The following is a 12,660-nucleotide window of genomic DNA, read 5'->3' on the forward strand; positions in this document are numbered from 1 at the left end:
TTAGGATTGCTAAGTATACAAAAATCAGTAAAACTTAGACAATCTAAGTTATCTAAAGGTTGAAAAGAAATGTGTAAGTGCAGAAAGACAACCCAATCCCAGCGAGGCTCAAAGCTGCGCGTAAAAAAGCCAAAATCACCCAAAAAGATTTAGGGGTGAAAATCGGCATGGAACCAAGCTCTGCTAGTGGGCGAATGAACCATTATGAGAAAGGTAGACACGTACCAGATATTGGTACACTCGAACGAATGGCTGAAGAGTTAGATGTTCCCTTAAACTATTTTTTCTGTAGGAACGAATTGAGTGCTGAACTGGCGTGTGCCATTGATAAGATGAGTGACGACGAGAAAGAGGCGCTACTGGAAAACCTAAATGGCGAAAGTCATCTCTAAGCTTTAAGCCCGCTTTTACTCAATAACATGCTCAACGGAATTGCATCTGTAAATCGCGGAGCAAGTATTTTATCCTCTGCGGCAATGGCATTTAGGTTGTAAGTAGAACCAGAGTCAATTTGATGAAGACGAAGCTCCTCTACAGGAGCATCAAATGGGTTATCCAAATAGGGGAACTTAAATGAAAACGTGCGCGACAATATCGCTTTGTCTATCGTATCGACGTTCTCATTGAAACTCATCAGTAGTGCATCTTTCAAGAAGTGCTTCAACGCTCGGCACTCCCCTCTACACATAACGAACAAAGGATATAACACTTCATTTTTTGTAAGCACTGGCGGTTCATCAAAACCCATTCTCGCACTCAACCCAGCGACAAATTTCGCAAAGTGCTTTTTTTGTTCCAAATCAAAAGCATAAGATGCCGTTCCACTCGAATAACTGTTAGCTTTCAAGAGCTTGAAATACTCAATCTTTCGTCTCCAACTTAACCTCGAGTTCCATTGCGGCTCTGTCGCGATCACATCGGCATAAGGCATACCAACCAATACAAACGAGACTTTCGCTTCTTCACTTATATATTTGAACGTATTAGCAATTGCTTGCCTTTCTTCTGCTGTAGAAAACTCCACAAGTTCTTGAATTTCATTGACGATAATCAGCTCAACAGATTTACGTTTAAGTTGCTTTACAACAGCCTCTCCAAGAGCAATTTCATTACGTCGTCGAGTACCTCTTCCTCCCGACTTTCCATCTAAATCAACTAAAAATTGGGTTAGCGTGTTCTGTTCATTTATTCGGCTCGGTACTCTGGTGCTAAGAATAGGTTGTTTGCTCCAAGTTGAACTCGACGGAAAGCGTGATAGATAATTGTTGATCAAAGCAGTCTTTCCACTGCCGGCCTCACCAGTTAGCAAGAAAGACTCAGGTTCACCGCCAAGAGAGTGGTTAAAACGAAGCTGATCGAAAATGGAGTAGATTTTAGTAATTGCAGGATACTCAATAAAGCAGGTTTCAAAGGCTCTTAGCTGTTCAAACTGCCTAGATGTTAAGTTCAAATTAATACCCCTCAATATCTTCAAAATCATCATCAGATAATTGCTCTGAGAAATCGACTACGACTGTGGTTTCTTGTTTAGCTGAGGTCGTATCGATTGAGCCAGGGCCCTCTGAGCCCACATCATTAAACTTTGCTAACTTCGAAGTATTACCCGTTTTAGGCAAGCTAGCCTTATTACTTTTTGCACTGCGGAATCTATCAGTTTCTTCCTGAATACGTTTCTTCATGTATAGAAATGTATCCGCTAGCGCCTCATCATCAGCAAGCTGCTTAGTATTGAGCCTACGTACTTTTTGTATTCGCTCGTGTTCAAAAAGCGACAGTCCTTTTGTATATCCGTTGTTGTCTACCGCTGGAACTTTTATGTACCTCTTTTCCGATTCTAGATAAACATGGATATAGCTGATATCAGAAGGGTCTGTTTTGGTCTTAACAAACAGCTTTTTGCCATTGTTGGATGCCCAATATTTACGGTATTCAATAAGTTCTGAGGACTGATAGCGGAGGTTATGAAGCCTGATCCCTGCCACTCCAATGGTTCGGTGTCTGAGCAAACCTAGCTCAACCCTCAACTGCTCCTTCTCAGCACCACTGTAGTATGAGGGAGTCCACTCCGATTGGTTCCATTTGTGGTATGGAATGTCACGTTCTCTTGAATCAGGTGCCATATGGTAATAGTCAATAATCCACTTATGAAGCAACTCAAGAAAAACGGAAACTCTAACCACCGCGTCCTTTTTAGGATTGTAATCTTGAAGTTGAGTAGGATTGGTGAACGTTTTTCCAGGCAGTGCGTTCACTAACCCTTTGTTCATCTGATCAAACAGCTTTTCTATCCCAGACTTTCGCCAAGGCTTAGCTGCTTGACTATATTGGATGTCTGATACCAGAGGCCGTAACGAATCTTCCAAGCTTTGACTCCAAAACTCGGCACCATTATCGACAACTAAACAGTCAATCTTACCGTGGCAAGGCCATTCATTATCAATAGATGGATACCTTTGCTTTACCCAACACTTATCTAGTAGCGAGTTCAATAGCGCCTTCCTGACAGAGTCAAAACTAGGCTCTCTAAAGTTGATACTGCACCCTACGATACATTTACTGAAGCGGTCATATAGCATCGTCAAGTAGGGCCGTCCTAAAGGAATATCTAACTCATCATCAATCAGGATAACTGGAACCGGGGTATGGTCAATTTCAACAAACTCCATTGGTTTAGTCGCAGCCACCTGTTGACCAACAGACCGAAACTCCCGCTCCGCATATCGTTTGCCAAACCTTGCGATCGCTACATCATATGGAGGTAAGTCGTGTATGCGATTATAAAAAGCTCGCTTTGAAATTGGTTTGATTTTCCCTTCGACAATCCCACGATTTATTTGAATCACTCGACTCTTATAGTATCGGTATGCTTCGGCTACACTTAGTCGTTCACGAGTGAGGTATATCTTGTGAATTGCTTCATCAATCAAGGATTGAGAATCAATTTCTTTTTGTCGGTTGCCCTTAAACGTATGCTTCGGAATAAGTGCACATGGGTCTTTACCCGCTTCAAAGTAATATTTTTTCCAAGTTGCTAAAGTTCGCCAGCTCGGGGGAGTGAGCTGTAATTCTGGTTCAATGAGACTTAAGATGGGGTTCAAGTTTTTCTCGGTCCATCCACCTTTTAAGCGTATCTCCACGAAATCGATGATTTTGATACGACGGATAACTTCTTGTTGCACCCTTTTCGGCTGGCTGTCTAGGGTTGATAAAATTTCAACGGGCTCTTGAAATAGCTCTATTGGAGGTTGTTGCGACTCTCCTTCTGAAGCTTCAAACTCATCAAAGAACCCAAATATGTTATTGGAGTCCGATGGCATAGTTAGCACCAAACGTAAGTTTCGAGGCCAAAGCCAATATTGTTGAGGTCTGTTTTAACTTGCCCCGAAGAGATCCAAGGAAGAGTAGAGATAAGTGTGTCCTGCTCCGATAAACCGAAATTCAAAGACACCTCTTGTAACTTCACCATTTGTTTACGTTGAATAAACGCCAACACTAACTTTTGAAACTCAGTCACTGTCCGCAATCCGGAGTAACGATGTAGTAGCTTGAAGTTATCTAAAGTTGGTCCCATTCTAATTTGCTTCTCAGTTACTAAAACCAAGCGTCTGTTAAACTCATTGAATGCAACTCTTTGTTTCTCTTTGAATCGGTCCCTGAAATCAGGTTTGAGAATCTGGCTAGAGTGTTTTACTTCAAAGAAAGTTGAATGGCCATCATGATCTGTCGCCAAAAAATCGGGGGTATATCGGCACTTCCGATTATTGAATTGATAATGGAAACCAAAAGGTTGGGACGTAAAGCTTTTGATGTCTGCGTTATATTCGAGGTGAAAGCAGAAATCGAACTCCAAAATGGAGAGAGTGCGAACAACCGCATCATTCTTCAAGCTCATGAACTTACAGATGTTGTGTACGTGAGATGATTTCTTGGTTTGATCGAACATAGCAAAATCACTTTTGTTGTAAACCTACAACAAAAAAATAGACTATGAAGACTTATGGTGCAAATATGAAGAAAGCCTGCAATTTATGCGAACATATATTGCAGGCTTCAAGAAGGGCGGAGACCCCAGCCACATCCCGGCACACAAGTCACACGCTGCGGCTGCTTCCTTCCGGACCTGACCGAGTTCACGAGCTATTGTTGCGGGAGGACCAGGGCCTCCATAGATTCTGTTTCTTGACGTTGCCATCAAGAGCGAAGGGGATTATCGGTGATAGCAGCCCCTAATGCAAGGGCAAACCTGCTTATTTTGGTGCTTAGGAATCTAAGTGTTTAGGGATTAAGCGATCCGGCTATAAAGCTCGCAAGATATTGCTGGTTTTCGATGCGCATTGTGTCTCTTTATTCTTGTCGCGATACATCGCTTCATCAGCAATATTCATGACTTCCTGTAAAGACATAAACTGCTTTCTTGGTGGAGAAACGCCAACCGCCACTGACACTTTCAATGTCAGATTGGCTGAAGTGTTACGATAGTAGATTGGGCTTAGCTGCTCGGATAGCCCGATGATATCTTTGCGCTCAATGTCTGCGACCAACACAAACTCGTCACCACCAATTCGGTAACAACTGCCACGCCATACTGAACGGATTCTGTCAGCAAGTGCTTTGAGTACCTCATCGCCTATCTCATGGCCATAGTTGTCGTTAATCACCTTGAATTCGTTGATGTCTAGGTACACCAACGTCATGTTTGCGCCCACGCCAGTACGAAACTTACGGTGCAATGCTCGACGGTTTTTCAAACGAGTAAGATTGTCGGTTGTGGATTGAATATGAAGATACATTGCTACAACCAACATAAATCCAATCACCAACATAAGTAACCATTGACTCTGACGGGCAAAACGCTTCTCTGTCAGTAGTGTCGCCCGCCAATCTGGCTGCACATCGTATTGACTCACAATCGATTCCACATCCAGCATCTTCATTGCTCGGCTAAACAAAGCAGCTAGAGCTTCACCCTGTTCATTTTTGGTGAATCCAATCGCAATATCTGATGTGTAAAAGCTGCCAATCATCGAATCTTTTACCAAAGGCAGTAGTTCGTTAGCACCACGAAGAATGAGATTAAAGCTGGTTTCACTCATTGGCACATAATCGATATCCCCACGAAGTAGCGCTTGCATTAATTCCGTATCAGTTTGATAGGTTTTTAATCGCTTGTTGGGAAGAAGTTGCCCGAGCAATTCTTCAAAGAAATCATCTTCAATGACACCTATTCGCTCAACCACCAGCTCCGATACATTACGATAAACGTTATCTTTGTAGCCTTCCCTTTTTACCATTACAGAACTTGGCTGGTAGTAAACGTCGCTATAGCTAACCAACGCTTTTCGGTGCTCAGACACAACCAAGGGGGCAATAATGTCGATATCTTTGGAGATGATGTCACCATACATACTTTCCCAAGATTCTCCTGCGTGACTTGTGATATCACACTTAAGAAGCAGTATTTCGCAAGCAGAGAGAACAATGTCGGCACTAATCCCCGTCACTCGGCCATCACGATGGTAAGTGGCGTACTGGCCACCATTTTCAAATTTGACCTTTAGAGGACGAGAGATGTTGAGTCCAGCATCGATAACAGCCTGACGCAGCGCCTGCTGACGGATATCCAGTTGGTACTTCTCAATCGACTCTCGTAGCAATTTCTGAATAGGCGCAGTGTGAATGTACGCAACCATCTGCTTGAGCACAGCTTGGTGTTGACCTTTAGGTGCAACAATAGAGACAGGTTGGATAGAGATTTGATCGTTAAGCAACTGAGCATCTAACCCTTTGAGCAACATCGGCTTAAGTTGGTTAATTGCGTCTACGACCCCTTCAACACCGCCGCTGTTGAGTAGCTGATAAGCTTCAGCATGACCACTGTATTCCACCGTTGTGATATGCGGAAAGTTAACATTTATCAATTCTCCATACACAGTCCCGGCTGGCACTCCAACAATAGAAATATCTCCGAGCCGAGCGTTGTTGTAACTGTATAGGTAGGTATATTCGATATTAGTGGGTTCAGAAAAAGAAAAGCGCAATGCTCTCGCATCGGTATAGGTGATATTGGCAGCGAAATCTGTGTCTCCACTTTCCACAGACTGAAGAATTGCATCGAAGCTCGGTTGATCGATGTAGTCGATATTAACGTTGAACTCATCGGCAATCGAATCAAACAAGACTCGAGTAACGACATCATCAGCTTCTGTCGACACTTTATAAGTGGTGATGCTCGAAGCTGCATGCAATGCAAAGGATGCACTGCATAAGCAGCAAAAGAAGAATGTTCGAGCAAGCCAAGCAAACATTAGATATATCCGTTATTTAAATGAGTGGATATTAATTATTTCTAATATTATGCATCACCACACATCAAAACAAAACAGCACACGTTAACACTTGTGCAACATAACACCTAAACTAAGAGTTCAATCACACCTCTTCCGACTCATCCGAACTGCGCAAGATGTAATCCGTCATCCAAGCCGTACCAAGCAAACAAATCCACACCACAAACACTGGGTTGGGTACTTCAATATTAGGCGACACGACGAGTGCAGCAAATCCTACGGTTGGTAGAGTCCAGCAGAGAAGCTTGTTCCAGCGGAAAGTCTTGAGCTTAGTGAGGCTTTCCATTGACGCCATGATTCCCGTAACGCATAACGCAACCAATACCGCGTAAGAAAGGTCGGCTATCCACAGTGGTAGAATAAGACCTAACGCCCACCAACTGTGTTTATTAGACGGCTTCCAATGATTGGCCGCCCACCAAATCACAATCACAGAAAGAGTTTGCACCGCCGTCACCATAGCACTGCCACCCAACTTTCCACCTGATTGCGTCACCATGATGCCAACCTGAAGCGTCACCACTATCAAAGCTGCAGTGAGAATCACGCCAATGCTACTGCGGCGGGAGAAAATCACCATCAACAATGGGAATAGCACCCATAAGCTGACTGATAATGCGATAGGTTGATGGGGAAGCGTCAAACCGTAACTGGTCATTGCACCCAATAAGATAAGCCCTGCCACGCCCCCTTGTGGAAATATCCATAACGCAGGGATCACTAGCGCAAGAACGGGAATGTCACCTTCACTCAAACTGATTGCTCTGGCACAAACTACCGCTAATAGGGTTGTGATTAAGAATTGAAATGTTGAAAATACCATGCCCTCTCCTTATACCGTTCCGTGGTAACAATTGAACTAGGACAAATTCAGTATGGATCAATTTTTAGTACAAATCTTTGCAGTAATTCACCAAATTCCACAAGGAAAAGTAACCACTTACGGTGAGGTCGCGAAGTTAGCAGGTTATCCAGGATACGCTCGTCACGTAGGTAAAGCGTTGGGGAATCTGCCAGAAGGTAGCAAATTACCCTGGTTTCGAGTCATCAACAGCCAAGGAAAAATCTCACTCAAAGGTGAAAACCTTAACAGGCAAAGAGACTTACTTGTTAAAGAAGGCATTGAGGTAACTGAAGAAGGGAAAGTGAGGTTGCGAATATACAAATGGCAGCCGTAGCTGCCATTTGTAAATATAACGTTACCGAAACTCTCGTTACTTACCACGTACACCAATCAGGCGAAGATCGACAACTTGGGTGTTGTTTTCATCTGTGATCACAGCGTTCATTGTGTCGGTTATAAAACGAAGCTTACCATCAACCTCAATGCGTGCACTTACGCTGTAACGATGGCGAGCGTCGATTTTCTTGCTGTCGTATGCAAGGTCAAAGTTAAATGGCACCTGCGCCCCATTGGTTTCAAAGCGATGCTTAGCGAGAACTTTTGCAGGTGCGTCTGCCAATGAAACATCTTGTAGCGTAATGGTGACTACCGCATTGTCAGGTAATGCGATACGCTCGCGATAAGCCACAGTACCGGTGATGGACTGAACGCCGCTCTGTTCCACTGCTTGTTCTGATGCTTGGCATCCCATCAAAATTGAACCGAATACCACTGACAGTACAAGCATTAGTGCCTTTTTCATAAAGCCTCTCTAAATTGTTAAATTCACAGCAATTATAGGTTTGGTTTGCTAAGCTGTCATTGTATATAAACCAAGTTGACAAAAATTTGACTCTGCTAAGATTTGGACAACTAGAATACTAGAGCAACAATAACTAAGGTAATTGAAGTATGAGTAAAGCCTTAACTGAATTATTAAGCCTGCTTCAGCTAGAAAAGCTGGAAGAAGGGCTATTTCGCGGTCAAAGTGAGAATTTAGGACTGCCACAAGTCTATGGTGGCCAGGTGATTGGCCAAGCGCTATCCGCCGCTCGATATACTGTTGAGTCCGACAGAACCGTTCACTCATTCCATAGCTACTTCCTTTATCCCGGTGATCCAGAAAAGCCGATTATTTATGACGTAGAAAACCTCCGTGATGGTCGTAGTTTTAGCACGCGTAGAGTGAAAGCCATCCAGAATGGCCGTCCAATTTTTTATCTCACCGCCTCTTATCACGGTGATTCACCGGGTTTCGAGCATCAAAATACGATGCCAAATATTCCTGGACCTGAAAACTTCGCATCAGAATCAGAGCTAGCAGCTCGTATTGCAGAGTTTCTGCCTGAGCGTCTAAAAAAGACGTTTTGTGGAGAAAAACCTATCGAAATGCGACCAGTGACTGTAGTCAACCCACTTAAACCCAGCAAAGAAGAACCCAAACAATACCTTTGGATCAAAGCGAATGGCGACATGCCAGACAGCCAATTAATCCATCAATACTTGTTGGGTTATGCATCCGATTGGGGTTTCTTGGTGACCGCTTTGCACCCTCATGAAGCCTCGCTGATGACGCCTAATTTCCAAGTGGCGACGATTGACCATTCGATTTGGTTTCATCGCCCTTTCAAAATGGATGATTGGTTGCTTTATGCCATTGAAAGTCCAACAGCAAGCAACACTCGTGGCTTAGTGAGAGGGGAAATATACAACCGCCAAGGCGACTTAGTAGCGACTGCAGTGCAAGAAGGGGTAATGCGCTACACCAAGTAAGGAATCACTCACTTCTCTTCTAAGTAACACGCTTGAAGCTCTCTATTGAAGTTGGCGACCAAATCCGGTCGCCCATTTAAATTTCGTTTTGTAAAGTACAGATACAGTGGCTTGTTCTTCACAAGCGAAGACTCCACTTCGTCCAACATTTCCATTTCTTCGAGTAACTTTTCTGCCACTAGATTATTGGCGATGAAAATATCAATCCTGCGCTTTTTGAGCAGCAGTACCAGCTGTTCAGTCGTGTTCGGGCGGTTGTAGATCGGATAGCTATTGTCTTCAAGCCAGCGCGACATATTCGACCCGATGAAAGCACCAATTCGTGGCCCGTTTTTCAAGTCATCGACATTTTGTGGATTAGATTTAAGCCAATACCACTTCCATTTTTGCTCCGCAATAATGTCCGTTTTCACGGCATAACTGTCTCGGTAATTGTTCTCAGAACCGGCAAAAAATCCGTCAACTTCAGAGCTCTCAGCCAGCCTTTGCGCTCTAGCCCAAGGTTCGACGAGAATCGTCAAACCCACCCCCAACTTATCGAATGCACACCGAACTCTATCCACTGCAATACCCTGGAAATGTTCATTCGCAACAGTCTCTACCCTCGCCTCTTCCGAGTAACTACCATAGGGAGCAAGGTTGTGAGTAGCAAGTACCACTTGCCGAGCAGCGACATGTACCGAAACAGTCGCCAACATAACCCAAAGGATGCAGCGCATAACGACACCAATAAATCAGAATCAACACACTAACTATAGTTTCTACTGGCGTAATCGTTCATAAAACAACTAGGTGCGTACTATGCAAACTTATATAGGCAGAGCGGTGGTGTACTTAAGTGGTTCCATCGCAAAAGTCGAGGTGACGTTAGATATGCCATCAATGCTGTTGACGAGCTTTTTATAGAACTCATCAAAGCACTTCATATCTTTAACGAGCACTTTCATCATGTAATCGTACTCCCCCGCCATTCGGTAAAACTCCATGATTTCTGGGAACTCTGATGCAGTCTCAACGAATCGGCTATACCACCCATGAGAATGATCGCATGTTTTAACCAGTACAAATGCGGTAAATGATAACCCCAAAAGTTCTGGGTTCAGCAAAGCTACCCGCTTTTCAATCACTCCGGATTCTTCGAGCTTCTTTAAACGTTTCCAGCACGGGGTTGTGGTTAGGTTGACCGCTTCGGCAAGGTCATTGAGTGACAAAGTGCTGTCTTGTTGAAGCAACGCGAGTAGTTTTCGATCAGTACTATCTAGATTCATTTCATCGACTCGGAGCAAAAGAGAAAAATATTCTCTCAATAATAGAATTTACAGTGTCGATAGCAAAGCTTTTCTCTCAGATTAAGGCTAAATTATTAGCATAACAATTTTAAGGAGATACCCTATGTGCAAAGATCATAACTGGATAAACAATGCTGTTCGTAAAATCGAAGCAGATTACCAACGTTCAGCAGACACTCACCTTATTAAGCTAGATATTCCAAGCTTAGAAGGCATTGATATTTATCTAAAAGATGAAAGCACACACCCAACAGGTTCTCTTAAACATCGCCTCGCACGCTCACTGTTTCTATACGCTATTTGTAATGGCTGGGTTGGTCCAGAGACCACCATCATTGAATCTTCTTCAGGTAGCACTGCCGTTTCTGAAGCATACTTTGCCCGTCTGTTAGGCTTACCATTTATCGCGGTGATGCCAAAGAGCACTGCTCGTAAGAAAATTGAACAAATTGAGTTTTACGGTGGTAAAGCGCATTTGGTCGATCGTTCAGATGAAATCTATGCTGAATCTCATCGCTTGGCTAAAGAGCTTAACGGACATTACATGGACCAATTCACCTATGCTGAGCGCGCGACAGACTGGCGTGGAAACAATAACATCGCCAATTCGATCTTTAGTCAAATGGAACATGAAGACCACCCAATTCCAGAATGGGTTGTAATGAGTCCGGGTACCGGCGGTACATCAGCTACTATTGGCCGATTCATCCGCTACCAGCAGCACAACACTAAGCTATGTGTTGTCGACCCAGAAAACTCAGTGTTCCACGATTTCTACAAAACAGGTAATGCCAACCTTACCGGTGACTGTGGAAGCAAAATTGAAGGTATTGGCCGTCCTCGCGTAGAGCCGAGCTTTATCCCTGGTGTTGTCGATGAAATGCGCACTATCCCAGACGCGGCCAGTGTCGCAACTGTTCACTGGCTAGAAAAAGTGCTCGGTCGTAAGGCTGGCGCATCTACCGGTACTAACCTATATGGCGTGCTCCAACTGGCAAGTGAAATGAAACAACGTGGTCAACGCGGCTCTATCGTCACACTATTGTGTGATAGCGGAGAGCGTTACCTAGACAGCTACTACAACGCCAACTGGATTAAAGAAAACATCGGTGATCTTCAACCATATCTAGCAAAACTAGAGACCTTAGAAGCAACAGGTGTACTAGATTAACGTTGAACACAACACAGTTTCGTTAGTCTTGGGGAAAAGGTTCTACCTTCTTTCATCTTGATAACAAAAATCTGTCTAGCAAAAACAAAGGCCACTGAAATGTCAGTGGCCTTTATCATAGTTAACTCTAGATTGAAGATGCGTTACAGCTTTTGCCTTCCCAGCAATGAGTGAGACAACGTTGTGCCGTCAACCAACTCAAGCTCTCCTCCGACAGGAACGCCATGAGCAATACGACTTGCCGAGACTTCATGAGCATGACACAACTCAGCAATATAGTGCGCTGTGGCCTCACCTTCTACTGTCGGGTTGGTGGCTAAAATCACTTCAGCAATATCGCCACGTCGTAGTCGGTAATCGAGTACATCTAGGCCAATATCGCTCGGGCCAATACCATCAAGCGGAGACAAATGCCCCATGAGCACAAAGTAACGGCCAGAAAACTGCCCGGTTGCTTCAACAGCTGCAATATCTGCCGGGCTTTCAACCACACAGAGCTGACCATTTTCTTGGCGCTTTGGATTGGTACAGATATGACACACTTCTTCTTCGGTAAAGGTTCGGCACTCGGTACAGTGACCAATCTCAGTCATCGCCTGACTCAAAGCATCAGCAAGCTGAACGCCACCTTTTCTATCGCGCTGTAACAAATGAAAGGCCATACGCTGTGCCGATTTGGGGCCAACCCCAGGTAGACAACGTAAGGCCTCCATCAAATGCTCCAGCATATGACTGGTACGCATTAATAATTCGCTTTATTCAATAAAACTAAGCTTGCGCTTTAGAATGGCATCTTCATGCCTGGTGGAAGTTGCATACCACCAGTTACACCAGCCATTTTTTCTTTTTGTGTTTCTTCAACACGACGCGCCGCATCGTTAAATGCCGCTGCGATAAGATCTTCTAGCATCTCTTTATCGTCTTCCATCAGACTTTCATCGATTTCAACACGACGCACGCTGTGGCTACCAGTGATAGTCACTTTTACAAGGCCAGCACCAGACTCACCGGTTACTTCCATGTTTGCGATTTCTTCTTGAAGCTTTTGCATACGATCTTGCATTTGCTGGGCTTGCTTCATTAGATTGCCCATACCGCCTTTACCAAACATTTTCGTCTCTCTGGTTTAATTGGGTGTTTCACTATTTATGGGGCTAAACATGCTTTATTTCAACCCCTGCTTATTCTGTTCTATCA

At 44.0% G+C, this 12,660-nt stretch carries 14 protein-coding genes and 1 other RNA gene; 4 read left to right on the top strand and 11 right to left on the bottom strand.

Annotated features, from left to right (window positions below; genetic code table 11):
• Positions 1-77 precede the first annotated feature (77 nt).
• Positions 78-392: a helix-turn-helix domain-containing protein gene (locus ACXABW_RS10260; protein ID WP_457522578.1), complete on the top strand. Its 315-nt coding sequence runs from the start codon at positions 78-80 to the stop codon at positions 390-392.
• On the opposite strand, the gene ACXABW_RS10265 is transcribed toward ACXABW_RS10260, so the two are convergent.
• From ACXABW_RS10265 to ACXABW_RS10290, 6 genes are all read right to left on the bottom strand, one after another.
• On the bottom strand, positions 389-1,483 hold the full coding sequence (locus tag ACXABW_RS10265; protein WP_457522579.1) for a TniB family NTP-binding protein: 1,095 nt from the start codon (positions 1,481-1,483) through the stop codon (positions 389-391). The two genes, ACXABW_RS10260 and ACXABW_RS10265, sit on opposite strands and share 4 nt — an antisense overlap.
• Positions 1,452-3,317 (bottom strand): Mu transposase C-terminal domain-containing protein, encoded by a 1,866-nt coding sequence (locus tag ACXABW_RS10270; protein WP_457522580.1) that lies wholly within the window; start codon positions 3,315-3,317, stop codon positions 1,452-1,454. Before ACXABW_RS10270 ends, ACXABW_RS10265 begins: the two co-directional genes overlap by 32 nt.
• Positions 3,318-3,319: 2 nt before the next feature.
• Positions 3,320-3,943: a Tn7 transposase TnsA N-terminal domain-containing protein gene (locus tag ACXABW_RS10275; protein WP_457522583.1), complete on the bottom strand. Its 624-nt coding sequence runs from the start codon at positions 3,941-3,943 to the stop codon at positions 3,320-3,322.
• Between the two features lie 120 nt (positions 3,944-4,063).
• An RNA gene (gene ffs / locus ACXABW_RS10280) (signal recognition particle sRNA small type) lies at positions 4,064-4,160 on the bottom strand.
• A gap of 135 nt (positions 4,161-4,295) precedes the next feature.
• The gene (locus ACXABW_RS10285; RefSeq protein ID WP_252027633.1) at positions 4,296-6,305 is read right to left on the bottom strand and encodes a GGDEF domain-containing protein; all 2,010 of its coding nucleotides are present in this window, start codon (positions 6,303-6,305) and stop codon (positions 4,296-4,298) included.
• 124 nt (positions 6,306-6,429) lie between these two features.
• The gene (locus ACXABW_RS10290) at positions 6,430-7,170 is read right to left on the bottom strand and encodes a VP0952 family biofilm-associated protein (RefSeq protein ID WP_265686711.1); all 741 of its coding nucleotides are present in this window, start codon (positions 7,168-7,170) and stop codon (positions 6,430-6,432) included.
• 52 nt (positions 7,171-7,222) lie between these two features.
• Between ACXABW_RS10290 and ACXABW_RS10295 the strand changes: the two genes are divergently transcribed.
• Entirely contained in the window at positions 7,223-7,525 is a 303-nt protein-coding gene (locus ACXABW_RS10295) for a DNA base-flipping protein (protein WP_252027634.1), read from the top strand.
• A gap of 36 nt (positions 7,526-7,561) precedes the next feature.
• Here ACXABW_RS10295 and ACXABW_RS10300 read toward each other — a convergent pair whose 3' ends face one another.
• On the bottom strand, positions 7,562-7,993 hold the full coding sequence (locus tag ACXABW_RS10300; protein WP_457522585.1) for a YbaY family lipoprotein: 432 nt from the start codon (positions 7,991-7,993) through the stop codon (positions 7,562-7,564).
• 149 nt (positions 7,994-8,142) lie between these two features.
• Between ACXABW_RS10300 and tesB the strand changes: the two genes are divergently transcribed.
• Positions 8,143-9,003, top strand: a complete 861-nt coding sequence (gene tesB / locus ACXABW_RS10305; RefSeq protein ID WP_457522586.1) for an acyl-CoA thioesterase II — start codon at positions 8,143-8,145, stop codon at positions 9,001-9,003.
• An 8-nt stretch (positions 9,004-9,011) separates the two neighbouring features.
• On the opposite strand, the gene ACXABW_RS10310 is transcribed toward tesB, so the two are convergent.
• Together ACXABW_RS10310 and ACXABW_RS10315 are read right to left on the bottom strand one after the other, a co-directional pair.
• Positions 9,012-9,722, bottom strand: a complete 711-nt coding sequence (locus tag ACXABW_RS10310; RefSeq protein WP_457522587.1) for a substrate-binding periplasmic protein — start codon at positions 9,720-9,722, stop codon at positions 9,012-9,014.
• Between the two features lie 90 nt (positions 9,723-9,812).
• Positions 9,813-10,271, bottom strand: coding sequence for an Lrp/AsnC family transcriptional regulator (locus ACXABW_RS10315; protein ID WP_457522589.1), 459 nt, complete (start codon positions 10,269-10,271; stop codon positions 9,813-9,815).
• A 124-nt stretch (positions 10,272-10,395) separates the two neighbouring features.
• Here ACXABW_RS10315 and ACXABW_RS10320 point away from each other — a divergent pair, with 124 nt between their 5' ends.
• Complete coding sequence (locus ACXABW_RS10320) at positions 10,396-11,463, top strand: PLP-dependent cysteine synthase family protein (protein WP_457522590.1); 1,068 nt, start codon at positions 10,396-10,398, stop codon at positions 11,461-11,463.
• Between the two features lie 143 nt (positions 11,464-11,606).
• Here ACXABW_RS10320 and recR read toward each other — a convergent pair whose 3' ends face one another.
• Together recR and ACXABW_RS10330 are read right to left on the bottom strand one after the other, a co-directional pair.
• On the bottom strand, positions 11,607-12,206 hold the full coding sequence (gene recR / locus ACXABW_RS10325) for a recombination mediator RecR (RefSeq protein WP_252027640.1): 600 nt from the start codon (positions 12,204-12,206) through the stop codon (positions 11,607-11,609).
• A 38-nt stretch (positions 12,207-12,244) separates the two neighbouring features.
• The gene (locus ACXABW_RS10330) at positions 12,245-12,574 is read right to left on the bottom strand and encodes a YbaB/EbfC family nucleoid-associated protein (protein WP_004413339.1); all 330 of its coding nucleotides are present in this window, start codon (positions 12,572-12,574) and stop codon (positions 12,245-12,247) included.
• Between the last annotated feature and the right edge of the window lie 86 nt (positions 12,575-12,660).

The sequence above is a fragment of the Vibrio paucivorans genome (assembly GCF_054053395.1).

Bases quoted from the DNA above. Each gene is read 5' to 3' on its own strand.
- ACXABW_RS10265 (WP_457522579.1), bottom strand. From the start codon at position 1,483: ATGATGATTTTGAAGATATTGAGGGGTATTAATTTGAACTTAACATCT.
- ACXABW_RS10270 (WP_457522580.1), bottom strand. From the start codon at position 3,317: ATGCCATCGGACTCCAATAACATATTTGGGTTCTTTGATGAGTTTGAA.
- ACXABW_RS10275 (WP_457522583.1), bottom strand. From the start codon at position 3,943: ATGTTCGATCAAACCAAGAAATCATCTCACGTACACAACATCTGTAAG.
- ACXABW_RS10285 (WP_252027633.1), bottom strand. From the start codon at position 6,305: ATGTTTGCTTGGCTTGCTCGAACATTCTTCTTTTGCTGCTTATGCAGT.
- ACXABW_RS10290 (WP_265686711.1), bottom strand. From the start codon at position 7,170: ATGGTATTTTCAACATTTCAATTCTTAATCACAACCCTATTAGCGGTA.
- ACXABW_RS10295 (WP_252027634.1), top strand. From the start codon at position 7,223: ATGGATCAATTTTTAGTACAAATCTTTGCAGTAATTCACCAAATTCCA.
- ACXABW_RS10300 (WP_457522585.1), bottom strand. From the start codon at position 7,993: ATGAAAAAGGCACTAATGCTTGTACTGTCAGTGGTATTCGGTTCAATT.
- tesB (WP_457522586.1), top strand. From the start codon at position 8,143: ATGAGTAAAGCCTTAACTGAATTATTAAGCCTGCTTCAGCTAGAAAAG.
- ACXABW_RS10310 (WP_457522587.1), bottom strand. From the start codon at position 9,722: ATGCGCTGCATCCTTTGGGTTATGTTGGCGACTGTTTCGGTACATGTC.
- ACXABW_RS10315 (WP_457522589.1), bottom strand. From the start codon at position 10,271: ATGAATCTAGATAGTACTGATCGAAAACTACTCGCGTTGCTTCAACAA.
- ACXABW_RS10320 (WP_457522590.1), top strand. From the start codon at position 10,396: ATGTGCAAAGATCATAACTGGATAAACAATGCTGTTCGTAAAATCGAA.
- recR (WP_252027640.1), bottom strand. From the start codon at position 12,206: ATGCGTACCAGTCATATGCTGGAGCATTTGATGGAGGCCTTACGTTGT.
- ACXABW_RS10330 (WP_004413339.1), bottom strand. From the start codon at position 12,574: ATGTTTGGTAAAGGCGGTATGGGCAATCTAATGAAGCAAGCCCAGCAA.